At 71.8% G+C, this 24571-nt stretch carries 23 protein-coding genes and 1 tRNA gene; 16 read left to right on the top strand and 8 right to left on the bottom strand.

What is annotated here, in order from left to right; all coding sequences use genetic code 11:
* Window positions 1-258: 258 nt before the first annotated feature.
* From OG510_RS27250 to OG510_RS27240, 3 genes are all read left to right on the top strand, one after another.
* The gene (locus tag OG510_RS27250; RefSeq protein WP_406140269.1) at window positions 259-909 is read left to right on the top strand and encodes an HNH endonuclease family protein; all 651 of its coding nucleotides are present in this window, start codon (window positions 259-261) and stop codon (window positions 907-909) included.
* 89 nt (window positions 910-998) lie between these two features.
* Window positions 999-2777 carry an alkaline phosphatase D family protein gene (locus OG510_RS27245; RefSeq protein ID WP_406140267.1) on the top strand — a complete coding sequence of 593 codons (1779 nt, stop codon included), beginning with the start codon at window positions 999-1001 and terminating at the stop codon, window positions 2775-2777.
* A 186-nt stretch (window positions 2778-2963) separates the two neighbouring features.
* A complete protein-coding gene (locus tag OG510_RS27240; RefSeq protein WP_406140265.1) occupies window positions 2964-3431 on the top strand; it encodes a DoxX family protein in 468 nt (155 codons plus the stop codon).
* 81 nt (window positions 3432-3512) lie between these two features.
* Here OG510_RS27240 and OG510_RS27235 read toward each other — a convergent pair whose 3' ends face one another.
* On the bottom strand, window positions 3513-4235 hold the full coding sequence (locus OG510_RS27235) for a superoxide dismutase family protein (protein WP_406140264.1): 723 nt from the start codon (window positions 4233-4235) through the stop codon (window positions 3513-3515).
* Between the two features lie 165 nt (window positions 4236-4400).
* Between OG510_RS27235 and OG510_RS27230 the strand changes: the two genes are divergently transcribed.
* Window positions 4401-5030: a DedA family protein gene (locus OG510_RS27230; protein ID WP_406140262.1), complete on the top strand. Its 630-nt coding sequence runs from the start codon at window positions 4401-4403 to the stop codon at window positions 5028-5030.
* A gap of 4 nt (window positions 5031-5034) precedes the next feature.
* Here OG510_RS27230 and OG510_RS27225 read toward each other — a convergent pair whose 3' ends face one another.
* The 3 genes from OG510_RS27225 to OG510_RS27215 all read right to left on the bottom strand — a co-directional run bounded on the left by OG510_RS27225 (window position 5035) and on the right by OG510_RS27215 (window position 9141).
* Window positions 5035-5265, bottom strand: coding sequence for a DUF2277 domain-containing protein (locus tag OG510_RS27225; protein ID WP_406140260.1), 231 nt, complete (start codon window positions 5263-5265; stop codon window positions 5035-5037).
* 36 nt (window positions 5266-5301) lie between these two features.
* Window positions 5302-6945: a DUF1254 domain-containing protein gene (locus OG510_RS27220; RefSeq protein WP_406140259.1), complete on the bottom strand. Its 1644-nt coding sequence runs from the start codon at window positions 6943-6945 to the stop codon at window positions 5302-5304.
* A 273-nt stretch (window positions 6946-7218) separates the two neighbouring features.
* Window positions 7219-9141, bottom strand: coding sequence for an NAD-binding protein (locus OG510_RS27215; RefSeq protein ID WP_406142581.1), 1923 nt, complete (start codon window positions 9139-9141; stop codon window positions 7219-7221).
* Window positions 9142-9551: 410 nt separating this feature from the next.
* Here OG510_RS27215 and OG510_RS27210 point away from each other — a divergent pair, with 410 nt between their 5' ends.
* The 3 genes from OG510_RS27210 to OG510_RS27200 all read left to right on the top strand — a co-directional run bounded on the left by OG510_RS27210 (window position 9552) and on the right by OG510_RS27200 (window position 12915).
* The gene (locus OG510_RS27210; RefSeq protein WP_406140257.1) at window positions 9552-10643 is read left to right on the top strand and encodes a PP2C family protein-serine/threonine phosphatase; all 1092 of its coding nucleotides are present in this window, start codon (window positions 9552-9554) and stop codon (window positions 10641-10643) included.
* A gap of 118 nt (window positions 10644-10761) precedes the next feature.
* Window positions 10762-11901: a HoxN/HupN/NixA family nickel/cobalt transporter gene (locus tag OG510_RS27205; protein WP_406140256.1), complete on the top strand. Its 1140-nt coding sequence runs from the start codon at window positions 10762-10764 to the stop codon at window positions 11899-11901.
* A gap of 237 nt (window positions 11902-12138) precedes the next feature.
* Window positions 12139-12915 (top strand): alpha/beta hydrolase, encoded by a 777-nt coding sequence (locus OG510_RS27200; protein WP_406140254.1) that lies wholly within the window; start codon window positions 12139-12141, stop codon window positions 12913-12915.
* An 81-nt stretch (window positions 12916-12996) separates the two neighbouring features.
* Here the strand turns inward: OG510_RS27200 and OG510_RS27195 are convergent, their stop codons facing one another.
* Both OG510_RS27195 and OG510_RS27190 read right to left on the bottom strand, forming a co-directional pair.
* Complete coding sequence (locus OG510_RS27195) at window positions 12997-13677, bottom strand: histone deacetylase (RefSeq protein WP_406140252.1); 681 nt, start codon at window positions 13675-13677, stop codon at window positions 12997-12999.
* Window positions 13678-13815: 138 nt separating this feature from the next.
* Complete coding sequence (locus OG510_RS27190; RefSeq protein WP_406142580.1) at window positions 13816-14748, bottom strand: MBL fold metallo-hydrolase; 933 nt, start codon at window positions 14746-14748, stop codon at window positions 13816-13818.
* A 228-nt stretch (window positions 14749-14976) separates the two neighbouring features.
* On the opposite strand from OG510_RS27190, the gene OG510_RS27185 reads away from it, so the two are divergent.
* From OG510_RS27185 to OG510_RS27175, 3 genes are all read left to right on the top strand, one after another.
* On the top strand, window positions 14977-15183 hold the full coding sequence (locus OG510_RS27185; protein ID WP_406140250.1) for a hypothetical protein: 207 nt from the start codon (window positions 14977-14979) through the stop codon (window positions 15181-15183).
* Complete coding sequence (locus OG510_RS27180) at window positions 15170-16579, top strand: amidase (RefSeq protein WP_406140248.1); 1410 nt, start codon at window positions 15170-15172, stop codon at window positions 16577-16579. The genes OG510_RS27185 and OG510_RS27180 overlap by 14 nt, the downstream gene beginning before the upstream one ends.
* 227 nt (window positions 16580-16806) lie before the next feature.
* Window positions 16807-17382, top strand: a complete 576-nt coding sequence (locus OG510_RS27175) for a TetR/AcrR family transcriptional regulator (RefSeq protein ID WP_406140246.1) — start codon at window positions 16807-16809, stop codon at window positions 17380-17382.
* Window positions 17383-17498: 116 nt separating this feature from the next.
* On the opposite strand, the gene OG510_RS27170 is transcribed toward OG510_RS27175, so the two are convergent.
* Window positions 17499-18122 carry a TetR/AcrR family transcriptional regulator gene (locus OG510_RS27170; protein ID WP_406140245.1) on the bottom strand — a complete coding sequence of 208 codons (624 nt, stop codon included), beginning with the start codon at window positions 18120-18122 and terminating at the stop codon, window positions 17499-17501.
* Window positions 18123-18246: 124 nt separating this feature from the next.
* Here OG510_RS27170 and OG510_RS27165 point away from each other — a divergent pair, with 124 nt between their 5' ends.
* Window positions 18247-19698: an amidase gene (locus OG510_RS27165; RefSeq protein ID WP_406140243.1), complete on the top strand. Its 1452-nt coding sequence runs from the start codon at window positions 18247-18249 to the stop codon at window positions 19696-19698.
* Between the two features lie 29 nt (window positions 19699-19727).
* Here the strand turns inward: OG510_RS27165 and OG510_RS27160 are convergent.
* Window positions 19728-19799 (bottom strand) — tRNA-Val (locus OG510_RS27160).
* A gap of 216 nt (window positions 19800-20015) precedes the next feature.
* On the opposite strand from OG510_RS27160, the gene OG510_RS27155 reads away from it, so the two are divergent.
* The 5 genes from OG510_RS27155 (at window position 20016) to OG510_RS27135 (ending at window position 24449) form a co-directional block, all read left to right on the top strand.
* Entirely contained in the window at window positions 20016-20789 is a 774-nt protein-coding gene (locus OG510_RS27155; protein WP_406140241.1) for a DUF4097 family beta strand repeat-containing protein, read from the top strand.
* Window positions 20790-20860: 71 nt separating this feature from the next.
* Window positions 20861-22216 (top strand): hypothetical protein, encoded by a 1356-nt coding sequence (locus OG510_RS27150; protein ID WP_406140239.1) that lies wholly within the window; start codon window positions 20861-20863, stop codon window positions 22214-22216.
* Window positions 22217-22359: 143 nt separating this feature from the next.
* The gene (locus OG510_RS27145; protein WP_406142578.1) at window positions 22360-23019 is read left to right on the top strand and encodes a bifunctional 4-hydroxy-2-oxoglutarate aldolase/2-dehydro-3-deoxy-phosphogluconate aldolase; all 660 of its coding nucleotides are present in this window, start codon (window positions 22360-22362) and stop codon (window positions 23017-23019) included.
* Entirely contained in the window at window positions 23016-24065 is a 1050-nt protein-coding gene (locus OG510_RS27140; protein WP_406140237.1) for a sugar kinase, read from the top strand. The genes OG510_RS27145 and OG510_RS27140 overlap by 4 nt, the downstream gene beginning before the upstream one ends.
* A 168-nt stretch (window positions 24066-24233) precedes the next feature.
* Window positions 24234-24449 carry a zinc ribbon domain-containing protein gene (locus OG510_RS27135; RefSeq protein WP_406140236.1) on the top strand — a complete coding sequence of 72 codons (216 nt, stop codon included), beginning with the start codon at window positions 24234-24236 and terminating at the stop codon, window positions 24447-24449.
* Window positions 24450-24571: the final 122 nt, after the last annotated feature.

Below are 24571 nucleotides of genomic sequence, written 5' to 3'. Positions count from 1 at the left end.
CGGCGAGAGCACCCACCGGGGGCCGCGACCAGCGGAAGCACCCCGGGCACGGCCCCCGAGGACGGCGCGGACAGCGGCGACAGGCGGCAACCGCACAGCTGTGCGGGGAATCTGTCGAAGCGTCAAACATCGGCAGCCCTCTTGATGTGACGTGCCCATGTCGCCAGGCTGTTACCCGGCGCCCACCTCACGGCAATCCGGCGCCGCCACGATGGCCGAGCCGCATCGGCAAAGCCCCTCCACCCCACGGGAGTTCGCATGTCAGGTGTCTCAGGTGTCTACGCGCGTCGAATAGCGGTACTCACCGCGACCGCGGGAATCACCCTCGCCGGTCTCGTCACCGCCCCCTCCGCCCAGGCCGCCCTGCCCACCCCGGTGAGCGCGGCCACCGCCCGGACGTACCTCAGCTCCCTCACCGTCGCCGCCGAAGGCTCGTCCAGCGGCTACAGCCGGGACAAGTTCCCCCACTGGATCACCCAGTCCGGCACCTGCGACACCCGCGAAGTGGTGCTCAAGCGCGACGGCACGAATGTCGTCCAGAGCTCCACCTGCGCCGCCACCAGCGGCAGTTGGTACTCCGAGTACGACGGCGCGACCTGGACCGCGTCGTCCGACGTGGACATCGACCACATGGTCCCGCTCGCCGAGGCGTGGCGCTCGGGCGCCAGCAGCTGGACCACCGCGCAGCGGCAGGCGTACGCCAACGACCTGACCAGGCCGCAGCTCATCGCGGTGACGGACAACGTCAACCAGTCCAAGGGCGACAAGGACCCGGCCGAGTGGCTGCCGCCGCGCGCCGCCTACAAGTGCACCTATGTCCGTGCCTGGGTGGAGGTGAAGCACTACTACAAGCTCACGGTCGACTCGGCGGAGAAGACGGCACTCCAGGGAGTACTGAACGGCTGCTGAGCGGTTACTGAGCAGCTCCCCCCGGGAACCCGGCCCTGACCCTCCGTCGTTCCGTTCCGTACGGTACGGGGCGACGGAGGAGGACATTCATGGCCGGGCTGCGCCTGGGACCACTGCTGAGGTATGTCGACTGGGACCGTGGGGAGTCGGCGACCATCTGGGTCGAGGCCGACCGGCCCTGCACGGTCGAGGTCCGGTGCCCGGACGGCGCGGGCGGTGAGGCCCGCACGTTCCGCATAGCCGGGCATCACTACGCGCTCGTCCCGGTGACCGGACTCGTACCGGGAACGGAGACGCCGTACGGGATACGGGTGGACGGCGAAGAGGTGTGGCCGCCGCCCGACTCACCCTTCCCGCCGAGCACCATCCGCACCCCGGACCCCGGTACGGAGTCCGACGACGACCCCCGTACGGGATCCGGCGGCGGCCCCGGCGCCGGATCCGGGCATCCGGCGGGCGCCCCCGGGCTGCGGGTCTCCTTCGGGTCCTGCCGCTGGGCCGCCCCCGCCCAGGGCGAGGCCGACCCGGTGGGCCCCGACGCGCTGGACACGCTCGCGGCCTCGCTGGCCGCCGGCCCTCCTGCCGAACGGCCCGACATCCTGCTGCTGTTGGGCGACCAGGTGTACGCGGACGAGGTCTCGGCCGACACCAGGGACTGGCTGGCCGCCCGCCGCGATCTGCGCGAGCCACCGGGTGCCGAGGTCGCGGACTACGAGGAGTACACCCGCCTCTACTACGAGTCCTGGCTCGACCCCGAGGTGCGCTGGCTGCTCTCCACCGTGCCCAGCTGCATGATTTTCGACGATCACGACGTCATCGACGACTGGAACACCAGCGCGGCCTGGCAGCAGGAGATCCGCGCCACGGACTGGTGGCAGGAACGGATCCTCAGCGGACTGATGTCGTACTGGGTCCACCAGCACCTCGGCAACCTCTCCCCCGCCGAGCTGGCGGCCGACCAGCTGTACGCGGCGGTGTGCACGGCACCGGACGGCACCGAGGCGCTCCGGAAGTTCGCCGCGGAGGCCGACGCCGACCCCGCCTTCACCCGCTGGAGCTACCGGCGCGACTTCGGCCGCACCCGGCTGCTGATGGTCGACTCACGCGCCGCCCGGGTCCTGGACGAACAACATCGCGCCATGGTCGGCCCCGAGGAAACCCAGTGGCTGCGCGCCCAGTTGGCCGAAGGTCCGGGGTCCTTCGACCACCTCCTCATCGGGACGTCGCTGCCCTGGCTGCTGCCGCCGCTGATACACGACGCGGAGAGCTGGGACGCGGCGCTCTGCGCGGGGGTACGCGGTGCGCGGTGGGCACGGTTCGGCGAGAAGCTGCGCAGGACGGCGGACCTGGAGCACTGGGCCGCGTTCCCGGACTCCTTCGACGAGCTGACCCGACTGATCGCCGAAACGGGGACGGGCGAGGGGGCACCCGCGACGATCTGTGTGCTCTCGGGCGACGTCCACCACGCGTACGTCGCCGAGCCGCACTGGCCGTCCCGGTCGGCGGGGAAACCGGCGCCTGACTCCCTGGTCGTGCAGCTGACCTGCTCACCGGTGCACAACAGCATTCCCGCGTACGTCCGTTTCGGCTTCAGGTTCGGCTGGAGCCGCACGGGCCGGCTGCTCGGCCGGGCCCTGCGGAGGCACGGGCGGCTGGCGGATCCGCCGGTCGGCTGGCGCAGGGGCCGCGACGGCAGCGGCGGTCCGTGGTTCGGGAACCAGTTGATGACCCTCGATCTGCTGGGCCGCTCCTCCCGGCTGCGGCTGACACAGGCGCGCGGCGACGGGAAGGGGAGCGGGAACCGGAACGAGAGCGGGAAGGGCAGCCGGCTGGAGACCGTACTGGACCGCGAACTGACCCGGGACTGAGCCGAACCGGCCACGGCCAGGACACAAGGAGACAAGGAGACAAGGAGGGGATGAGTGGAGGGGGGAAGGGCCGAGGAGCCGGGCGGGGCACGGGAAACCTGACCGAATGTTGAACTTGCAAGTTCTAGTCAGGCATACCTAATCTAAGGCTGCTCCGGTCTCCCCCACCGAAGGAGTTCCCCCGTCATGCCTTCAGCGATATCCACGGCAGTGTCCTCGGCCGGCCGGCAGGCCGACCTGGCCCGCCCGTACGCCCTGGCTCTTTTCCGCGCCGTCGTCGGCCTGCTCTTCGCCTGCCACGGCGCCGCTTCTCTCTTCGGTGTGCTCGGCGGAGCGCCGGGCGGCGGCACGGTGTCGGCGGGCAGCTGGCCCGACGGATACGCGTCCGTCATCGAACTCGTCGGCGGCGTACTGGTGCTGACGGGGCTGCTGACGCGCCCGGCCGCGTTCGTCGCGTCGGGTTCGATGGCCTTCGCGTACTTCCATGTGCACCAGTCGCACGCCCTGTGGCCGATCCAGAACGGCGGCGAGCCCTCGGTGATGTTCTGCTGGGCCTTCCTGCTGCTCGTGTTCACCGGCCCGGGCGCACTCGCGCTCGGCCCGGTGCTCGTCCCACGGCGGCGCGCCGCCGAACCGGCCCCGGTGGTGGCCTGACCCGTACGGCCGAGCCCCGCCGGGCCCGATCCCGACGATCCGGTCTGATCGGGCCCGGTCCGGCCCGACCCGGACGATGGCCTACGCGGCGGGGCCGGTCGGCGCGAACAGCACCGTGTAGCACGCGACGGGGTCCGCCGTGCCGCCCCGCGCCCCGTCGATCACCACCGAACGGGCGCCGCCGGGCCGGAAGTTCCAGCCGCGCCGCGCGGTCACGGTGGCCGCACCCCCCGTATCAGTGGTGAAATCCAGCCGCATCTCGTCGTCGGGGCCCGCCTTCCGGCCGTCCGTGCTCCGCAGATAACGGGGGCCGGCCTCGCCGGGGGTACTGCCACAGGGCCCCGTGTGCACCCGCATCCCGAAGGCGTGCCCGGGCTTGAGCCCCGCGAGCCGGGCCGTCACACGGGTGCCCGAGGGGGCCGTGGTCTGCTCGACCTCGATCCTGGAGGCCGCGGGCACCAGCTTCATGTCGTACGTCACGGCGGACGACGGGAGGAAGGCGGTGGGCGGCGAGAACTGGGCGTGGACGCGCTGCCAGTACCCGCCCGCAGGCGCGTTGCCGGCATCCTTGTTTCCCACGACCGCGCTCCCCGCAGGCGCGCTCCCCGCGACCGCGCTCCCCGCCGCAGGCGCGTTCCCGGCGTCCGCGTTCCCCGCGGGGGCCGCCCCGCCGCCCGTCAGCATCGCCAGTGCCGCCGCTCCGGCCAGTACCCCTGCCACGACCATCGTCCGCTCCTCGCTCGTCCGCCCGGCTGCTCGTCCGCCGCCGCTCCACGCCGTACGGCCCCAGCCTGAGCGCACCATGGCCAAACCCCTGCACTGGAGCAGTCATCCGGGTGAACGGGACCTTTCGAACATCACCGGCCCCGGCGGATGGGCGCCGGATCTCCACGCGTACGCTGTATGGCTGTACAGCCGCACCTGCCGCTCCCCTGCGACGCCGCGGCGCCATCACGAACGGGGAGTCCGGTGTTCGAGAGTGTGCGGTCGCTGACCGACAGTCCATGGATCTATGCCGTGGTCGCGCTCTCCGTCGTCCTCGATGTCTTCGTGCCGCTGCTCCCCAGCGGAGTCCTGGTGATCACGGCGGCCACCGGCGCCGCCGCCGGTTCGACCACCGTCGCCGGAGAAGTCCCGCACAACGTCCCGGACCTGCTGATCCTCACCGCCTGCGCCGCCGTCGCCTCGGTGGTGGGTGACCTGGTCGCCTACCGGCTGGCCTGGCGCGGCGGCGAACGGCTCGACCGGGCCATCGCCCGCTCCCGTCGGCTCACCAGCGCGCAGGAACGCCTCGGCACGGCGCTGGCGCGGGGCGGCGGTCTGCTCGTCGTGATAGCGCGCTTCGCACCGGCCGGCCGCTCGGTCGTCTCGCTGGGCGCGGGCGCCGCGCACCGCAGGGCGAAGGAGTTCCTGCCCTGGTCGGCGCTTGCGGGCGTGGCCTGGGCCGGTTACAGCGTGGGGCTCGGCTACTTCGGCGGCCAGTGGCTGGGCACGAGCTGGCTGGGCACGGCGGTCTCGCTCTTCGCGCTGTTCGGCGCGGGCACGGTGGCCGCGCTGCTGATACGGCGCCCGGCACCTGCCACGGCCACGGCCTCCTGACCGCTCACCCGGCCCCGCGCGCCCCGGCCCCTCGGACCTCCAGGTCGGCGAGGAGTTCCCGCGTTGCCCGGGCGACCTCGTCGACGGCCCGGTCGAACACCACGCGGTTGTGCGCGGCGGGGGCCCGGAAGCCGGAGACCTTCCGTACGTACTGAAGCGCTGCGGCCCTGATGTCCTCGTCGGTCGCTTCCCCGGCGAGTACGGGCGGACGGAGAGTCTTGATACTGCGGCACATACATCCAGTCTGCCGCGGTCAGGACAGCCCCGGACCTCAGCCGGTCTCCGGCTCCCGTTTCGGGGTGATGGGCGGGATCCGGTAGCTCCCGTCCAGGACGGACTGCTCCGGCGTGTAGAGACGGAGCATCGGCCGGAAGTCGCCCTGCGGCGCGGGCAGCCAGTTGGCCGCCTCCGCCGGGTCGGCCGGCCGGTCCTTCTGGATGTGCAGCGTCAGCGACCCGTCGTCGCCGTACACCAGGCCCGGCGTGCGGTCGCCGATGGAGTAGCGGTCGGCGGGGTTGGCGACGAGGAAGTAGTCCGGGGAGTCGTACATGGTCACGGACCAGAACGACCGCACGGGCAGCGGGCTGTCGAAGCGCAGGGTGTACTTCCTCGATCCGTTCAGCCAGTGGCCGTCCGCGTCCTCGAAGGTGTGTGCGTACACCGCTTCGTAGCCGTGGTTGCCCCACAGACCGACCCGCGCGGCCACCGCCCTGGTCAGATACGAGGACGTCCGGTCGGCGATGCGCCACTCCGGGGAGTCACGGGTGCCCACCCCGAACCAGTCGAGGTTGTAGTCGAAGAGGTGCGGGTTCATCTCCCAGGCCCCGGGGGCGCGTACGCCGTCCACCCCGGAGTGGCCGGCCTTCTCGACCCGCGCCGCTCCGCGCTTCAGCCCTTCGGTCAGCGCGTGGACGAGTTCCGGGGCCGCGTGGCGGTACGGCGACGGCCCCTCCTCCAGGAGTTGCAGCGGCTGGAACCTGTCCTGGTAGGCGCGGTCGTCGGCCGCCGGCGGAAAGGCCGCCATCCAGACCCGCAGCTTCTCGAAGAAGTGCAGCGGTTCGGGCACATCCGGGTCGGCCGTGGGCAGCCAGTTGTGGTGCATGACGGCTTCGAGGACCTTGAGCGTGAGCCGCCGCTGGAGCCCGTGCACCCGCGGCAGGTCGGCGGGGCCGTCGCAGGCGAAACGGCCGGCGATGGAGGCGACCGTCGTCGGCGCGTCGATCACCCCGGTCATCCCCTCGGGGGTCTCACCGGCCCAACCGGGCGGCACGATCAGCCACTTGGTCTCACCGGTGCCGGTCGCCCGGCGGCCGACGTACGCGAAGTTGTTGCTCCACGCGTCGATGAACTGCAGTACGTAGTACGCGCCGAGCGTGTCCGGTACGTGCAGCAGCAGCGGGCCGCCGGAGAGATCGAGCTGCGCGATCGAGTACACGGTGTCGTTGTTCACCGACACGAAGTGCGCGTCGGGGGTGGCGAGCCGTGCGGCGTGCGCGAACTCGTTGAAGGAGGCGGACGGCAGCGAACCGAACCCCTCGTGGAGGGCGGCCTGGACCATCGACAGGTCGAAGACCAGCGGATAGCCGTAGATGTACGCCTCGGCTGCCAGCTCCGTGAGATCGGAGGGGGCGGGGGGTACGGGAGGGCCCGGCGGTACGGAAGGGCCGGGAGGCGCCGGATCCGCCGGGGTGGAACCGGTGCCGCGGGCTTCCGCCGAGGTGGATCCGGTGCCCGGGGACTGCGCGGGCGTGGGTCCGGTGCCGGGGGGCTGCGCGGGCGTGGGTCCGGTGCCCGGGGACTGCGCGGGCGTGGGTCCGGTGCCGGGGGGCTGCGCGGGCGTGGGTCCGGTGCCCGGGGACTGCGCGGGCGTGGGTCCGGTCGGGGGCGCGTCGGGGCCGTCGTCCTGGTCGGTCACTTCGGACTCCTCTCGGCCGCGCGCACGCGCGGGGGCGCGGAGGCGGCTGCGGGAACACTCGGATCCCCGCGCCCGCCACAGTCCGGTGAGGTGTTCCGGCCCTGGTGGCGCCGGTGCCGCTGCCCTCCCGGTGACAGCTCCGAGCCTCTGCGAGCGACCCCGGGGCAACCACCGGAGCGCCGCCATCCGGGTGACCCGCTCCCGCTCTCCCCTTCCCTCCTCTCCCCTCTCTCCTCTCCTCTCCTCTCCTCTCGGCTACGGCTACGGCTACGGCTACGGCTCCGCCGGGACCCGGGGCTGCTGCCGCCCCAGCAGGTCGGCCAGGCCCTGCCGGGTCCCCGCGATGACGACCCGGTCTTCGGGGCGCAGGACGTAGCTCTGCGGCAGGTTCCAGACCAGCTCGGCCTTGCGTGCCTCGCCGTCGCCGTCGCCGTACGAGGAGCGTGGCGCGGACAGATCGGGGCGGCGCTCGTCCGGGTCCGCGAGGTCGAGCGCGAGGATGCGCCAGGCGCCCTCCCGGAACACCTGGCCGAGGGTGCGGCCCTCCAGCAGGGGGTGGCCCGCGACGTCCACCGCCGCGAACAGCAGCACCCGGCGCTCGACCGGCATGGCGCCGAGGATCTGGCGGCCCATCATCGCCGCGGCGAAGGCGGGCGCGGCCAGCGTGGACACGCTCCGGCTCCGGGTGACCGCCTGTGGGTGGGCGGCTCGCAGCGTACGGAAGACGGCGGAGGCGAACGCGTCGTCGAAGAGCCTCATGCTCACCCGGAGGTGGGGCTTCACTGTGCGGGCGTAGAGCGCCGCCTCCAGGTTGGTGATGTCGGCGCTGGTGAGCGCGAGGAGAGCGCGGGCGCGCTGGATCTTGGCGGCCTCCAGCACGCCTTCCGTGGTCACGTCGCCGATCACGATCGGCACCCGCAGCCGCCGCGCCAGGGCGATCCCGCGCGCCTCCGGGTCGGCCTCCACGCAGACCACCGGGATGTCCAGCTCCCGCAGCCGGGCCAGCACCCGTGAGCCGACCTTGCCGAGCCCGAGCAGCACGACGTGCCCGGAGAGCCCGCGCGGCGGACGGCGCAGCGCGGCGGCGGTGCGGAACGTACCGAGCCCTTCGAGTACGGCGGCGACCAGCACCGGAAGCAGCAGCAGTCCGGTGAGTCCGGACAGCATCTGGATCACCTGGCGGCTGGTGGGCTCGCCGATCGCGGGGTCGCCGATCGCGAAGATGTCGAGGATGGTCAGATACGCGGCGTGCACCGGAGGATCGCCGGTGGTCAGCCAGGAGGCGACGGCCAGGCCGAGCACCGAGGCGAAGATCCCGAAGAGGGACCAGCGCAGCCGCCGTGAGAAGACCTGGGCGAGGGGTGCGCCGCGGCCGGCCAGCCTGCTCGGGGAGAGGTCGGGGCCCCGGTAGGAGACCGCTTCCAGGACGACCGTGCCCCGCCCGGACGCCGCCCGGACGGACGCCTCGTCCGGGAGCAGCTGGGGGCCCGCCTCGCCGCTGCTGTCCGAACCGTCGGCTCCTCCCGGGTCGCCCGTGGTCGACGAGAGCAGCGCCAGGGTGCACAGTCCGGGATCGCCGGCCGCGCCGGGCCGGAGGGCGGGCGGCCGCTCCACGGCGCGCAGCAGCAGCCCGTCGGCCTGGACGACCTTGCTCGTACCGGCGACGACGGTCGCGGCGAGCGCGGGGGCCGCGGTGTCGGCGTCCGAGAGCACGGTCGTGGAGGCGTCGACCTCGTTCCGGTCCATGTCCGGCGCGCTGACCGCGGCGGCCTGGTCGAGCAGCTCCTCCAGGTGCTGGCCGAGTTTGCGGTTGTAGAGCCGGATGACCAGCCGCAGCCTGGGGTTGAGCCGCCGGGCGGCGAGCGCGGCCCGGATGTTCACCTCGTCGTCCTGGTGGACGAGCGCCAGCGCGGACGCCTCCTCGACCCCGGCCCGCAGCAGTACGTCGTCGTCCGGGGCCGGCGCTTCGATGAGCCTGTCGGCCACCGGGTCGCGGTCGCCGGACGAGGGTCCCGTGACGACGCGCGACATCCGCCCGAAGAGCGCGGATGCCCGCCCGACCGGGGTGAGCTGGGTGTTGTCGGGGACGCCCGCCGCACCGGCGGGCGGTACGACGAGGGTCACGGTCTCCCGGTACACACCGCGCAGTTCGACGGCGAGACGGTGGGCCAGGCCGTCGTCACCGCAGACGATCATGTGCCCTTCGGCGGAACCCTGCTGGCTCTGGTGCGGGAGTGAGTACACGTCAACAGAGACTGCCTCATGGGGGTGTTCGGTTTCACAGTCGGGTCGGCCGCCGGTGTTCGGACGGCCCTTCGTACAGCCGGCCTCGATTCCATAACAGCACAGCCGACCCCGATGCTTCGCCAGGGAAACATTTGCATAGTCTAAACATCTAAGGTGGGCACAGCCCGAGGCCACAAGCTGCCGGGGCGCTCCCCCGGGCACCCGGCCGGGCACGCGGCCGGAGATGCACCCGGGGCGCGTACACCGGCTCTCACGTGCAACGGAACCGAGCAGTTGAACATCTGACAGATCTGACAGCTCGGGAGGGCTGAGGAGACACCACCGCCCGCGAATCGCCCGCCACACCACCGGAGTGCCCTGTGCCAGAGGAGAAGAGTCCCGCGTTCGCCTCGCTGTCGGTCCTGCCGTTCGCGGTGATGGCCGTGGTCGCCGGGGTGGACATCTCGGCCGGTTCGGGGGTCGGGTTCCTGCCGCTGATCTCGCTCGGGCCGGCGTTCGCCGGGCTGATCGGCGGCTGGCGGCGCACGGCCGCCATCGGACTGCTCGCCCTGGTGCTCTGCTATTCGCTCGCCTGGCACGACGGCGCGTTCCACGCCAGACGCGGCTACACCGCGATGTCGTCGGTGCTCGGCGTGACCGTCGCCGGTGTCGCGGCCGCGGTCATGCGCCAGCGCCGCGAGGCAGAGCTGGCCAGCGTGCGTTCCATCGCGGAGGTCGCCCAGCGGGTGCTGCTCCGCCCGGTGCCGCACACCGCGGGCCATCTGCGGGCCGCCGTCTCGTACACATCGGCCGTGGCCGAGGCGCATATCGGCGGGGACCTGTACGAGGTCGTCGCCGCCCCGGACGGCGTGCGGGTGATCGTCGGCGACGTACAGGGCAAGGGGCTCGATGCGGTCGAGACCGCCGCCGTGGTCCTCGGCGCCTTCCGGGAGGCCGCGCACGACGAGCCGGACCTGGCCGGGGTCGGCGCCCGCGTCGAGCGGTCCGTCGACCGGGCACTCCAGGGCGAGAAGTTCGTCACGGCGCTGATCGCGGAGATCAGCCCGGACGGTGGCGCGCTGTTCCTCAACTACGGCCATCCGCCGCCCCTCCTCGTACGGGCGGACGGCTCCGCGCACTTCCCCGAGCCGGCGGACTACGCGCTTCCGCTGGGCCTGGGCGTCCATGGGACGGAAGGGCCGCAGCCGTTCCGGGTCGCCTTCGGCCCGGGCGACCAGCTGCTGCTCTACACCGACGGCGTGACCGAGGCCAGGGACCAGGACGGGACGTTCTACCCGCTGGGCGAGCGGCACCACCTCCTGAGGGACGATGATCCGGAGCGCGCGCTGGAGTGCCTGCGCAAGGACCTGGTGCAGCACACGGCGGGCCCGCTCCAGGACGACGCGGCCATGCTGCTGCTCCGGTACCGGGCCGACGGCGCCGGGGCCAGGGGCCGCCGAGGCACCCCCTGACCTGCCTCTGCCGTCTGACCCGCCTCTACCGCCTGACCTGCCTTTACTGCTTCATGGTTGCAATTGCGAGACCATTGCAATTGGCTGTTTACGGCTTATCGACCGGAAGGCAGCACCCATGAGCACCACGTACACGTCACCACCCGAGACCCCCACGCGACGCCGGCGTCTGCAGAAGTCGATGACGCGGCAGGAGTGGACCCGGCTGGGCGGCATGGGTGCGTTCATCCTGGCGCTGCATGTCGTCGGGTGGCTCACGCTGGTGACGATCGTGGCTCCCCAGCACTACAGCCTCGGTACGAAGTCGTTCGGCATCGGGATCGGTGTCACCGCGTACACCCTGGGCATGCGGCACGCGTTCGACGCGGACCACATCGCGGCCATCGACAATACGACCCGCAAGCTGATGAGTGAGAAGCAGCGCCCGCTGTCGGTGGGCTTCTGGTTCTCGCTCGGGCACTCCAGCATCGTCTTCGCCCTCGCGTTCCTGCTGTCGCTCGGCGTGAAGGCCGTGGCGGGCCCGGTGCGCGACGACAACTCGCAGCTGCACAATGTCACCGGTCTGATCGGCACGACGGTCTCCGGGTTCTTCCTCTACCTGATCGCGGGCATCAACGTCGCGATCCTGGTGGGGATCTGGAAGGTCTTCCGGAAGATGCGCTCGGGCGACTTCGACGAAGCCGCTCTGGAGGAGCACCTGAACAACCGGGGCCTGATGAACCGGCTCCTGGGCCGCCTGATGAAGTCGATCACCAAGCCCTGGCAGATGTACCCGCTCGGACTGCTCTTCGGCCTCGGCTTCGACACCGCGACGGAGATCGCCCTGCTCGTCCTGGCGGGCTCCGGCGCCGCGTCGGGGCTGCCCTGGTACGCGATTCTCTGCCTGCCGGTGCTGTTCGCGGCGGGTATGTGCCTGCTGGACACCATCGACGGCTCGTTCATGAACTTCGCGTACGGCTGGGCGTTCTCGAAGCCCGTCCGGAAGGTCTACTACAACCTCACGATCACGGGCCTGTCCGTGGCGGTGGCGTTCATCATCGGGACGGTCGAACTGCTCGGCCTGCTCACCGACAAGCTGGGCCTGCACGGCGCGTTCTGGGACTGGGTCGGCGGCCTGGACCTGAACATCGTCGGGTTCGTGATCGTCGGGCTGTTCTTCGTGACGTGGCTGGTGGCCATGGCGATATGGAAGTTCGGCCGCATCGAGGAGAAATGGACGGCGGGCCTCAGCCCGGCGGGCCCGACCGAGGACAAGTAGCCCCGGCGCCTGCCGGTCCCCTGCCCTGGTAGCTCGGTGCTGGACCGGGAGAAAAGCGGTTGGGGGGGACGAGGGCCCGGCTGGTAGTTTGCAGGCGACCGTGACACCGCCCAAGGAGGTGAGACCCATGAACGCTGTATCGACGTGGGTGCTCCCCCTTTCCCGTCACGGCCGGCGACTGACGTAGGTGTCGCCGGGAGCGCCTCGACCACAAGGCACTCCCGAAAGGCAACACCCATGCATTCTCTGCGGTTCACCGCCGAATCCTCGTCGAACGGCGTGGTCGAGCGCGACTTCACCATCGGGGACGTCCCCGGAGTTCTCTGGTCCCCGGCCTCCCGAACCGGCGCCGGTCGCGCACCCCTCGTCCTGATGGGCCACGGCGGCGGCGCCCACAAGAAGCACCCGGCGATGTCCGGCCGCGCCCAGCGGCTCGTGACCGGCTGCGGCTTCCATGCCGCCGTCATCGACGCACCCGGTCACGGCGACCGGCCGCGCACCGCGCGCGACGAGCAGGACATCGCCGCGCTGCGCGGGGCGCAGGCGGCGGGCGAGCCGGAACGCCCGGTCGTCGTCCCCTACAACGCCCGCCTGGCGGAGCTCGCCGTACCCGAGTACCGGGAGCTGCTGGACGCTCTCCAGGAGCTCCCGGAGATCGGCGCCGACGGCCCGGTGGGGTACGTCGGCATCGCCCTGGGCACCGCGATCGGGGTGCCACTGGTGGCGGCCGAGCCCAGGATCACGGCCGCGGTCTTCGGCATGATGTGGCCCGACGCCCTGTTCGAGGCGGCGCGGCAGATCACCGTCCCGGTCGAGTTCGCCCTGCAGTGGGACGACGAGCGCGTCCCGCGCGAGGCCGGTCTGGCGCTGTTCGACGCCTTCGCGTCGGAGGAGAAGACGCTGCACGCCAACGCGGGCAAGCACGCCGCCTTCCCCAGGTTCGAGGCCGACAGCGCGGCCCGGTTCTTCGCCCGGCACCTCGGCGGGGCGGTCATGGCCACCTCACCGGCCTGACGGTGAGCGGCAGCGGCGCCCGGTGTGCGATCGGGCGCCGCTGTCGCGGCCGTGGCCGGGGTCGCGGCCCCCTGGCCGGGGTCACGCCGGATGATCACTCCGCTCCGTGATCAGTGCCAGGACCGCCTCGTGCGACCAATGGCCTGCGGCGCCCCGCGATGACGCCACATAGGCCGCCACCGTGTCCGCGTCCCAGGCTCCGGCCTCGACCAGACCGGAGGCGATGACACGCACGTACGCACGGGAGGGAGGGACCGGCGTCACCTCGTCCATGCCCCAGGGCGCGGTGAAGGTGAGGACAGGCACTCCGTCCATCTGTCCGGCGTACACCAGGGTTTCGTACCGTCCGCTCCCCAGCGTGGCGGTGCCCGCCGTGAGAACCGGGCCGAGGTCGAGGTCCTCACCCGGCGGCCTGTGCATCTCCTGCGCCGCGATGTCCGCGAACTGGGCCGCCGAAACAAGGTGGGCACGGGCGTAGACGCGCCCTTCCGCGTCCGGGTCGTAGAACGCCCGCCCGCCGCCCCAGACCGGCGAATCGGTGGCGAAGTAGAGGGCGCCGCTCAGCTCCACGGGTACGGACCGGCTGGGCATCCGGCGGTCCCGGCAGCCGGGGTACACGGCGCCGGTGCCGGGCAGCCGGCCGCCCTTGACGTACCGGGCGAGTCGGCCGAGGTGTGTGTTGGAGCCGTACGAGGTGTACCAGACCCACTCAGGCGCGGGATCCGCCACCGCCCCGGGCTCGACCGGATACGTACCGGCCATGTGACGCCTCCCTGATGGTCCGTCCGCCGTGGCGTGTGAGGTCCGCCCGGTGCGGTACCCGTGGATGATTCCCCCGATGATGATGCGGCAGTGGCCGGCGGACGGGTGCCCCGCCGTCCCGGTGTCGCAGGGAAACGGTCAGCGATGCCCGTCGGCGGACCGGCCGCCATCGAGCTGCCCGGTCAGGGCAGCGCCCGGCGGAACGTCGCGCCCCCCGGGTGCGGACGGCGTCAGCCGGTACGTACCGCCCTCGCGCCGCACGTACCCGGCGCTCGGTGGCGGGAAGTGGCTGCCGAGCAGCAGGGTCGAGGTGCCGGCCAGCGAGTCGAGCATCCGGCGCCGGGTCCTGGCGGCGAGTCCGGGTGCGATGTCCACGCAGCTGCACAGCTCCGGATGCCCGATCTGGACGGGGTGGTGGATGCTGTCGCCGCTGATGAGCGCGGTCTCCCCCTGGCTGCTCAGCTCCACCGTCACCTGGCCCGGAGTATGGCCGGGGCTGGGCAGCAGGCGGACGCCCGGGGCGATGTCCGTGCCCGCGTCCGCGACATCGACGAGGTCGAAGAGGCCCGCGTCCCGGACGGGGTGCACCGAGTCACGGAACATCTGCTGCCGCGCCTCCTCCATCTCGGCACCGGCCCAGTAGTTCCATTCGGTGAGCGAGGTGAGATAGCGCGCGTTGGGGAAAGTGGGCACCCAACTGCCGCCGTCCAAGCGTGTGTTCCAGCCCACGTGGTCGGTGTGGAGGTGGGTCAGGATGACGACGTCCACGGTCTCCGGTGCGAAGCCTGCCGCGGTCAGCCGCGCCTCGTAGTCGCTGTTCAGGTCGTGCCAGGCGGGGTTGGCGCGCTGCTTTCCGTTTCCGATGCCGGTGTCGACCAGGATCCGCAGCCCGTCCACCTCGACCGCGAAGCTGTGGCTCGCCAGCCGGAGGGCGCCTTCTTCGTCGGCGAAGTCGGGGCGCAGCCAAGGAGTCCGGGTCACGACATCCGCGGTCGCCCCGGGCAGCAGCCACGGGCCGGTCGCGGCGGGAAGGGCCATTTCGTCGATACGTCGCACGGTGTGGTCGCCCACGGGCCATGCGGCTGTGCGCGCGGGGGCGGGGGTGGACTCGGCAACAGACACGGACTCGGTCACGGACACGGTGATCTCCCCTCGGATTGAATAAAAGCAACTGGTTTGCTTTAAGAAACCGTAGGCCCTACCGTCACCTAAAGCAAACGATTCGCTTTTAGACGGGCCTGTGTACGGCTGTGTACGGCCGTACACAGCCGTGTGAGGCGCAGCGCCGGAAGGACACCCATGACCAGCGAACTCACCCCCCAGCAGGCCGCCCACGGCGCGCTGCGGGCGGGACTCACCCTCGGGGACGACCGGCACGAAGGGGTGGCCGCGACCGCCAACCACATCCACTCCGTCATCACGACGCTGCGCGAACTCGACTTCGCCGACACGCCCCCCGCGATCTCGTACCGAGCCGGACAGGAGCACGTCGATGCAGCCCTTTGAGCTGTCCCTCGCCGACGCGGCCCGCGCGATACGCGCACGGGAACTGTCCCCGGTCGAGCTCACCGCATCCGTACTGGCCCGCATCGGCGCGGTCGACGGACGGCTCGGCGCCTACGTCACCGTCACGGCGGAAGCCGCTCTCGCCGCAGCGGTTCGCGCCGAACGGGAGATCTCCGGAACCGGACCGCGCGGCCCGCTGCACGGGATCCCCCTGGGCCTCAAGGACCTGATCGACGCCGCCGGCCTGCCCACCACGGCGAGTTCGGAGGTACGGGCCGGGCACATCGCGGACCACGACAGCACGGTGGCCGCACGTCTGAAGGCCGCCGGGGCCGTTCTCCTGGGCAAGACACACACCCATGAGTTCGCCTACGGCCTGACCACCCCACAGACCAGCAACGCCTGGGACCTGAGCCGTGTCGCCGGAGGGTCGAGCGGCGGCTCTGCGGTGGCGGTCGCCGCGGGCGGGGCGACATTCGCCCTGGGGACCGACACGGGAGGTTCCATCCGGGTTCCCGCCGCGCTCAACGGAGTTGTGGGTCTCAAGCCGACCTACGGTCTCGTCCCCCGTTCCGGCGTGACCTCGCTGTCCTGGTCCCTGGACCATGTCGGCCCCATCGCCCGCAGCGCACGGGACGCGGCTCTGGTGCTGGCCGCGACGGCCGGGTACGACCCGCGCGACCCGGCGAGTGCGCGTGACACGGCGAGTGAGTCCGGACACCCGGTGGACTTCACCGGTATCGGTGATCTGAAGGGGCTCAGGGTCGGCGTTCCCCGCAATCATTACTTCGACAGGGTCTCGCCCGAGGTTGAGGAGGCCGTACGGCGGGCGATCGAGCGGCTGGCGGAGCTCGGCGCGAAGCTCGTCGACGTGGAGATCCCGATGGCGCGCTACATCCAGGCGACCCAGTGGGGGCTGATGGTCCCGGAGGCCACCGCCTACCACGAGCGGTCGTTGCGGGCCGCTCCCGACCTGTACACCCCGGACGTACGCATCCTGCTCGAAGCCGGCGAACTCACCTCGGCCGGCGACTATCTCCGCGCCCAGCGGGCCCGCACGATGATGCGCGACGGCTGGGCGCGGATGTTCGACGAGGTCGATGTCGTCGCCGCCCCGACAGTGCCGATGACAGCCGCGAAGTCCGGCCAGGACACGGTCGAATGGGCCGACGGCACGGTGGAAGCGGTGTCCGACAGCTACGTCCGCCTCTCCGCCCCGGCCAACATCACCGGCGCCCCGGCCCTCACGCTGCCCGTCGGGCACGATCGCGCGGGACTGCCGATCGGTATGCAGCTGATGGCGCGCCCCTTCCGGGACGCGACGGTGCTGCGCGTTGCGCGGGTGTACGAGGAGACAACCGCCGACGTGGGACGGATCGCCCCAGTGGCGGCGTGAGGACCGAGGGGTGAGGACCGACGGAAGCGGGACGGGCGGAAGCGGGACGGGCGGGCGGAAGGTCCCGCCCGACGGAAGCCCGGGCAAGCAGAAGGCCCGGGCGGACGGAGATCCCGGACGGGCGGAAGCCCCAGGCTGACGAAAGCCCGGGCCGACGCGAGCCCGGGCCGACGCGAGCCCGGACGGCTAGAAGCAACGTATTCGCGTTAAGCCTTAAGGTGGACCGCATGAGCCCCAAGCCCATGACGCGCCCCGGCGGGCGCAGCGCTCGCGTGCAGGAGTCCGTGCATGCCGCGGTGCGCGAACTCGTCGGCGAGACCGGCCGCGAAGCGCTGACTGTTCCCCTGGTGGCGGCCAGGGCCGGTGTGACGCCTTCGACGATCTACCGCCGCTGGGGCGATCTGCAGGAACTCCTGTCCGACGTCGCAGTCGAACGGCTTCGCCCGGAGACCGACCCCGCCGATCTGGGCAGCCTGCGGGCCGACCTCGACGCGTGGGCGGAGCAGTTCCTCGACGAGATGGCCTCTCCGCCCGGGCGTGCGTACATCAGGGATGCGCTCATCGGCGATCCGGACGGCACCAACGCCGGCCAGTGCTCCGCCTACGCGGCTGAGCAGATCGACGCCGTCCTGAACCGCGCGGCACAGCGCGGAGAGGAAGTGCCCGACACGGAACGGGTGATCGACCGGGTCGTGGCGCCGATGATGTACCGCATCCTCTTCCGCCCCTCCCGACTGGACGCCGCGTACGCACGCGAACTCGTGACGAACGCCCTGCCCCCGAACACCCCCGACCACCGCTGACGGCGAACCCTTTGCCCTTGAGCGCATCCGACGCACTCCAGATCTGCGGCTCGTAGCCGCAGCCGGATACGCGCATGCCCACGTCGAGCAGTGGCCGGGCGAGCGGCGTGGAGCGGTCAGTTGGCCGCCCCGTGTGCGCCGAGGTGGGCGCGGTGCCGGTCCACGATTCCCTCGACGATCCTCATCAGCCGGTCTCCCGTCTGATCGATGCTTCCGTTCTGTGTGCTGACCTGCGCCCCTTCGAGTACGAAGGTGATCTCGGCCGCGGCCTGGCCGGGGTCGGACATCTGGGCGTCGGTGCACATGCCGATCAGCCTGCGGGTCTGGTGGGCCTTGTGGTCCTCGATCACTTGCCGTGCCGGATGAAGGCGATCGGGAAGCTCGGCGAGGGAGTTGATGAACGGGCAGCCCCGGTACGAGATCGCGGGCAGCCCCTCGGCGATGAAGCGGGCCAGGCCCAGAATCTGCTCCTCGGGCCGGCCGGGGTGCTCGGTTTCCACCCGGTCGAAGGCCGCCTGATAGTCCGCGGCGACGATCCGCAGCCACTCCGCGACCAGCGCGTCCTTGGTCTCGAAGTGCCGGTAGATCGCCATCTTGGTGGTCTCGGCCTTGTCGGCGATCGCCTGGACCCCCACCTGCCGGATCCCTTCCCTCTGGAAGAGCTCTTCGGCCGCGTCGAGAATGCGCTCGCGAGGCGGCAGCTTCGCCACTCTGCTCGGCCTTCTGAGGGTCGATGCCATGAGTACTCCGTCGCTCCGGTCGATCGTGCGGTTCGCAACCTCTCTCACGGTACCAGTCCGACCCCTTCGATACCGTAGAGTATCGTTCGGTACTCGACGGTATCGTTCTTGTCCGGGAGTGACAGTGAGAGTTTCCGAGTACGTACGCTTTGACGCGGTCGGGCTGGCGGAGCTGGTGGCCAGGGGCGAGGTACTCCCCGCCGAACTGGAGACAGCCGCACGCAAGGCTGTACAGGCGGTCGATCCGCGGATCAACGCCGTCGTGGAGACATGGCCGGCCGACGATGAGCCCAGCCCCGGCAGCACACCACTGGCCGGCGTCCCTTTTCTGATCAAGGACATCGCGGTGGCCATGGCCGGGAGGCGGATGGAGCTGGGAAGCCGTCTGGCGGCAGGTAATGTCGCCGGCGCCGACTCCTCGCTGATGCGGCGCTTCCGGCGCGCGGGCCTCGTGACGTTCGGGCGCACCGCGACACCGGAGCTGGCCTATGGCATATCGACGGAATCAGCGTTGTACGGCGCGACCCGCAACCCGTGGGACCTGGAACGCAGCGCGGGCGGATCCAGTGGAGGCGCGGCCGCCGCTGTCGCCGCCGGGGTGGTCCCGGTCGCCCATGGCACCGACGCCGCCGGATCGCTCCGTATCCCCGCCGCCTACAACGGCCTCTTCGGGATCAAGCCCACCCGTGGCCGGGTCTCCATGGGGCCCGACGTCGACGAGGTCTTCAACGGCCTGGCCGTGCACGGCAGCGTCAGCCGCACCGTACGCGACAGTGCGCTACTGCTCGACCAGATACGCGGCCCGGAACCGGGCGACCCCTACTTCGCCCAGCAGCCGTCACGGCCGTACGCGGAGGAAGTCACCCGCCATCCGGGCTCGTTGCGGGTCGGTGTCCTCACCCAGCCATGGGGCGGACGCCGTACCGCCGCACCGGTGGCCGACGCCCTCTCCCGCACCGTGCGGTTGCTCGAATCCCTCGGTCACCAGGTGGAGGAGACCGAGGTCGGCCTCGGCGCCGACTGGGAGGAATTCGTCCTGGCCAACGCCCGGCTCATGACGGTGAACCTCACCACCCTGGTCGACGGGCTGGCCGCCGCCTTCGACCATCCCGTCGACTCCTCGACCCTTGAGCCGACGACTCTCGCGGGCTACCACTACGGGCAGCGGGTCGGCGGCGCGCAGTTCCTCACCGCTCTCGCGATGCGAAACCGGGTGGCCCGAAGCCTGGCGCGGTACTTCGACGAGTACGACGTCCTCCTCACGCCGACCCTGCCGGAGCCTCCCGTGCTCCTGGGCACCCATACCGAGGGTGCGGAGACACTGGACGGTCTCGGCTGGATCGAGCGCATCAACGACCTGTCGCCGTTCACCATGCCGTTCAACGTGGCAGGCACGCCCGCCATGTCCGTACCTGTGACGGCCGACGCCGTGACGGGGCTCCCGGTCGGTATGCAGTTCGCCGCCGGGTACGGCCTCGAAAGCCGGCTCTTCCGTCTCGCCGGACAACTCGAAACGGCAAGTCCGTGGTCAGGCCAGACCCCCGCGGTATGGGCGGGGAACCACCCAGACCGCTGAAGAACAGTCCTGGGAGTCTGACTGATGTGTGGGCGCGGACGGTTTCGAACCGCCGACATCTGCTTTGTAAGAGCAGCGCTCTACCCCTGAGCTACGCACCCGTGGATGAAGCAACAGGGTACATGGACCTGGGCCCCCGCTCGCAAACCTGTTGTACCGGCCAAGCAGGAGCCCGTCCCGAACCGAGCGGGACATCCCAGGACCGCCCCCGCCGGGGGGATAACCCCACCCCGGTCCGGTGGGTCGCAGGATCGTACGGAGGTGGGGGCCGTCCGTACCGTGGGGGGTCTTCGGCAGGTTCGGTTCGATCTGGGGGAATGATCTACGTGGCGCTCCGTACTCGTACGCTTGTCGCGGCCGGAGGGGCCGTTCTCGTCTCTGTCGCCCTCACCGGATGCGGCTCGGATGCGTCGGACGCGCCCGCCGAGCACAAGTCGTTCGCGCTGAGCGGCCGGACGCTGACCGTCCACACCGACAACTCCGCCGTCGAGCTGGTGCCGGCCGATGTGAAGTCCGTGCAGGTCACCCGGCATGTCGACGGCTGGGTCTTCGTGGGGAACGGACCCGACCCCAGCTGGTCCATGAAGGACGACACGCTCACCCTGAAACTGAAGTGCAGCGCCCTCGTCAGCAGCTGTTCCGCCAGGCACCGGATCGAGGTGCCGCGCGGGGTCTCCGTGGTCCTGCGGGACGACAACGGGTCCGTGACCGCCAACGGCTTCGCCGCCGCGCTGAAACTCCGCTCGGCCAACGGCAAGGTCACCGTCCGGGACTCCAGCGGCGCCCTGGACCTGAGCAGCAACAACGGCGCCATCAACGCCGACGGCATCTCGTCCAGGCAGGTCACGGCCGACTCCGACAACGGCGGAGTACGGCTGTCGCTCGCCGCCGTGCCCGACCGGGTGAAGAGCGTCAGCAACAACGGGGCGATCGAGATCGCGCTGCCGAAGAAGCCGGGCCTCGCGTACAAGGTCGAGACCCGGAGCGGCAACGGGAGCACCGAGGTCGGCGTGCCCACGGACGACGCGAGCCGCCACGCGGTGACGGCACGCAGCGACAACGGAAGGATCACTGTTCGAAGCACGAACTGACCGGCCCGTGTGTTCGTCCCTGCCTGGTGGGAGAATGGCCGGGGCAGGGCGGACCAGCACGGGAGAGGGATGTGACGGCAAGACACGGGCAGCCGTATGCGCGATCGAGTGCCGTCCGGGATGTCCTGACGCTCATGGCCCTTCCGGTGCCGTTGCTGGCCGGTCTGGCCGGGGCCTTCGCGGGTGGCGGCACCCGGCGCTGGTTCGGCGGACGCGGCGAGAGCCAGCGGGCCGAGGCGCAGGCCGCGAAGGACGCAGCGGCCGCGGCCTTCTACGACCTGGACACCGCTCAGCGCGATCTGCGGATCTCGATCGAGACGATCTCCGCGGTGGACAACTCGCCGGAGGCCCGCAGGGCCCTCGCCGATTTCGCCTCGCTGGGGCAGCGTATCGACGAGGTCAGCACCTCGTACATCACCGCGGTCGACGCCCATGACCTGGACCGGGACGGTCTGGAGGGCTCCGCACTCTCCCAGGCGCGTACGGAGCTGACGAAGGCCAAGGACGATCTCGTACGGGTCAGGGGCGAGCTCGACCGTTTCGGGCAGGGGCTGGGGCCGCTGCTCGGCAAGGCCGAGACGCAGCTCGCCCGGCTGGCGCCCGCCGTGGAGCGGGCGCGACAGGCGCTCCTCTCCGCGAGCAATGCTCTCGACGCGGTACGGGAGTCCGGACTCAAGGCCGACGATCTCGCCACCCGCCTCGCGCAGCTCGGCCCCGAGCTGACCAAGCTCAACCAGGGCGCGGGCCAGCACGGCGTGCAGGGCACGCTGGACCGCGCCGACCAGGTGATGCGGGACGCCGAAGCCGTACGGGCCGAGGCCGCCAGGCTGCCGGAGCGGGCCTCCGAGATCGACCGGCGGCTCGTCTCGCTGCGCACCCGCGCCCAGGCGCTCACCACCAGGGCAGGGACCGTCGGCCCGGTCCTCAGCGAGCTGCGGCGCCGCTTCACCGCACCGTGCTGGCAGGACCTCCAGCAGGTGCCCGAGCAGGCGGCGGTGTCCGTACGGCAGGCGGAGGAGAAGCTCAAGGAGGCGACCAGGGCGCGCGAGGAGCAGCGCTGGCCCGACGCCACGTCCCTGCTCACCACGGTCCGCTCGCTGCTCAACAGCACCGACGAGGCGGTATCGGCCGCCGGTGCGCGGCTCGACCGGCTCAACGCCGTGGCGAAGGATCCGCAGCAGGAGATCGAACGGACCAGATTCGCGGTCCGGGACGCCCAGCGGCTGGCCATGGCGGGCCGGAACACCCCGGACCCCCGGCACGCCCGCCCGCTCGACCAGGCGGTGGAACGGCTGGACCGGGCGGTCGCGGGTCTTGAGGGGCGCCACCCCGACTACTGGCACTTCCTCACCGAGACCGAGGAAGTACGCAAGACAGCCACGCACGTGGTCGAGCAGATCCGCGAGCAGCGCGGGGCAGGGCACTAGAGCCACGTCTCCGGTGCCGCGGCACCGGAGCAGCGCCGGGGCCGCTCGGCTGCGCGGGGCCGGGGCCGGTGAGGCCGCCCGCGCAGCGCCGTGCGCCCGGCTCAGGAACCACCGAGAGCACAGGAAGAGAACAGATGGACCGCATGGACCTCACCGCCAGTCTCCACAGCGAGCGGCTGGTCGCCATCGTCCGCGGCTCGGACCCCGAGGCGTCCTTCAGGTCGGTGATGACGCTCGTCGAGAGCGGGATACCCCTGGTCGAGGTGTCCCTCAGCGGTACGGACGCACTCGGCGTCATACGCAGAGCGCGGGCCGCGCTCGGGGACGGCGCGTGGCTGGGCGCGGGCACCGTGCTCACCGCCGACGACGCACGGCGGGCCGCGGACGCGGGCGCCAGTCTCATCGTGACACCGGGGCTCGGGGCCGGGGTGGACGAGTCCGTACGCCTGGGGCTCCCCGTACTGTCCGGGGTCGTCACCCCCACCGAGGTCATCGCCGGTCTCGCGGCCGGCGCCACCGCGCTGAAGCTCTTCCCGGCGTCGGTGGGCGGCCCCTCCTATCTGAAGGCGCTGCGGGCCCCGTTCCCCGATGTCCCGTTCGTACCGGTGGGCGGCGTGGACGCGGCTGCGGCCGCCGAGTATCTGGCGCTGGGCGCTGTCGCCGTGGGTGTCGGGTCGCCGCTGATCGGGGACGCGGCGGACGGCGGGGACCAGGACGCGCTGCGGAAGCGGGCCGCCGCCTTCCTGAACGTCGTGGAGACGGCGCGGGCCGCCGGAACGCCGGTCGCGGCGGTCCGGTCATGAGCGTCTTCACCCTCGGCGAGACGATGGTCGCGCTGCGCGGCGACGGGCAGTTGAAGCTGGGCGGCACCATGGCCGTTTCGGTTGCCGGTGCCGAGTCGAATGTGGCGATCGGGCTGGCCCGGCTGGGGCACCCGGTGCACTGGGCGGGCGCGGTCGGCGCCGACGAGGCCGGTGAGCTGGTGCTGCGGACGCTGCGCGCGGAAGGGGTCGGCGTCAGCGGCTCCACACGGGACGGGGCCGCGCCCACCGGGCTGCTCCTCTTCGAGCCGCGGCTGCCCGGTGTGACCCGGGTGCACTACTACCGTGCGGGGTCGGCCGGTTCGAGGATCGCGGCCGACGACGTCGAGCGGGCCTTCACCGCGTTCCTGGAAGACGGAACCGGAGCTGGAGCTGGAGCTGGAGCCGAGGCGGGTGCGGTTCCGGGTGCTGCCGGTGCCGGTGCCGGTGCGGCGGCCTCGGGGGGCGCTCCCCGCGTGCTGCATCTGACCGGTATCACCCCCGCCCTCTCCCCCACGGCCCGGTCCGCCGCCGCGCGCGCCATGGAACTGGCCGCCGAGAACGACGTGTTGATCAGCCTCGACGTCAACTTCCGCTCCCGGCTGTGGAGTACGGACGAGGCATCGGCGGTGATGCGGGACTGGGCGCCGCGCGCCGACGTCCTGATCGCCTCCGACGACGAGCTGCCGCTCTGTCTGCCCGCCGGCTCCCCCGAGGACCCCGCCCTGCAGGCGGAGGCGCTCCTTGAGGCCGGGGCCGGTGAGGTCGTGGTCAAGCTGGGTGCGGCGGGCGCCACGGCGTACACGCTGCAGGGCGAACTGCACGCCCCGGCCCGTACGGTGCCGGCCGTGGACCCGGTCGGTGCGGGTGACGCGTTCGTCGCCGGGTATCTGTCGGCGCTGCTCGACGGCGCGGACACGGCGGGACGACTGGAACGGGCGGTGACCACCGGAGCGTTCGCGGTGGCCGCCTCCGGCGACTGGGAGGGCGCGCCGACCCGCGCCGAACTGGGCCTTTTGGGAGCGGCGCCGGGCACCGTGGTGCGCTGAGGCGGTACGCGGCGGGGGCTCCGCGCCTCCGGCCGGGGACTCAGCGCCTCCGGCGGGGGCGCGCCGTGCCTCCGGGCGGGGCGTCTGCACTTCCGGCGGGGACTCAGTGCCTCCGGCGGGGGCTCGTTGTCTCTGACGTCCCCGCCCTCGATTGCGTATCTTGGCCCCATGCCCCGTTACGAGTACCGCTGCCGCTCCTGCGGCGACACCTTCGAGATCAGCCGCCCGATGGCCGAGTCCTCGGCGCCCGCCACCTGCCCCGAGGGCCATGAGGACACGGTCAAGCTGCTGTCCGCGGTCGCCGTCGGAGGGTCGGCTGCCGGCGCTCCCTCCGGCGGCGCGGGCGGCGGAGGCGGGTGCTGCGGCGGAGGCTGCTGCGGCTAGCGCCGTGCCGCGGTGCGGTGCGGTGCCAGTCCCGCGCCACACCGCCGGTCCCCACCGCGCCGACAGTCCGCGCCACACCGCCGGTCCCGCACCGCGCCCAGTCGCCCCAGCCGTCCGGCGCC

Source organism: Streptomyces sp. NBC_01089, from assembly GCF_045162975.1.
Classification (GTDB): Bacteria; Actinomycetota; Actinomycetes; order Streptomycetales; family Streptomycetaceae; genus Streptomyces.
The sequence above is the reverse complement of the archived record's forward strand: the minus strand, read 5'-3'. Positions and strand labels throughout refer to the sequence as shown.

Bases quoted from the DNA above. Each gene is read 5' to 3' on its own strand.
- OG510_RS27155 (WP_406140241.1), top strand. From the start codon at position 20,016: ATGATCTACGTGGCGCTCCGTACTCGTACGCTTGTCGCGGCCGGAGGG.
- OG510_RS27145 (WP_406142578.1), top strand. From the start codon at position 22,360: ATGGACCTCACCGCCAGTCTCCACAGCGAGCGGCTGGTCGCCATCGTC.
- OG510_RS27250 (WP_406140269.1), top strand. From the start codon at position 259: ATGTCAGGTGTCTCAGGTGTCTACGCGCGTCGAATAGCGGTACTCACC.
- OG510_RS27240 (WP_406140265.1), top strand. From the start codon at position 2,964: ATGCCTTCAGCGATATCCACGGCAGTGTCCTCGGCCGGCCGGCAGGCC.
- OG510_RS27200 (WP_406140254.1), top strand. From the start codon at position 12,139: ATGCATTCTCTGCGGTTCACCGCCGAATCCTCGTCGAACGGCGTGGTC.
- OG510_RS27180 (WP_406140248.1), top strand. From the start codon at position 15,170: ATGCAGCCCTTTGAGCTGTCCCTCGCCGACGCGGCCCGCGCGATACGC.
- OG510_RS27175 (WP_406140246.1), top strand. From the start codon at position 16,807: ATGAGCCCCAAGCCCATGACGCGCCCCGGCGGGCGCAGCGCTCGCGTG.
- OG510_RS27215 (WP_406142581.1), bottom strand. From the start codon at position 9,141: ATGATCGTCTGCGGTGACGACGGCCTGGCCCACCGTCTCGCCGTCGAA.
- OG510_RS27235 (WP_406140264.1), bottom strand. From the start codon at position 4,235: ATGGTGCGCTCAGGCTGGGGCCGTACGGCGTGGAGCGGCGGCGGACGA.
- OG510_RS27140 (WP_406140237.1), top strand. From the start codon at position 23,016: ATGAGCGTCTTCACCCTCGGCGAGACGATGGTCGCGCTGCGCGGCGAC.
- OG510_RS27135 (WP_406140236.1), top strand. From the start codon at position 24,234: ATGCCCCGTTACGAGTACCGCTGCCGCTCCTGCGGCGACACCTTCGAG.
- OG510_RS27225 (WP_406140260.1), bottom strand. From the start codon at position 5,265: ATGTGCCGCAGTATCAAGACTCTCCGTCCGCCCGTACTCGCCGGGGAA.
- OG510_RS27170 (WP_406140245.1), bottom strand. From the start codon at position 18,122: ATGGCATCGACCCTCAGAAGGCCGAGCAGAGTGGCGAAGCTGCCGCCT.
- OG510_RS27185 (WP_406140250.1), top strand. From the start codon at position 14,977: ATGACCAGCGAACTCACCCCCCAGCAGGCCGCCCACGGCGCGCTGCGG.
- OG510_RS27195 (WP_406140252.1), bottom strand. From the start codon at position 13,677: ATGGCCGGTACGTATCCGGTCGAGCCCGGGGCGGTGGCGGATCCCGCG.
- OG510_RS27205 (WP_406140256.1), top strand. From the start codon at position 10,762: ATGAGCACCACGTACACGTCACCACCCGAGACCCCCACGCGACGCCGG.
- OG510_RS27245 (WP_406140267.1), top strand. From the start codon at position 999: ATGGCCGGGCTGCGCCTGGGACCACTGCTGAGGTATGTCGACTGGGAC.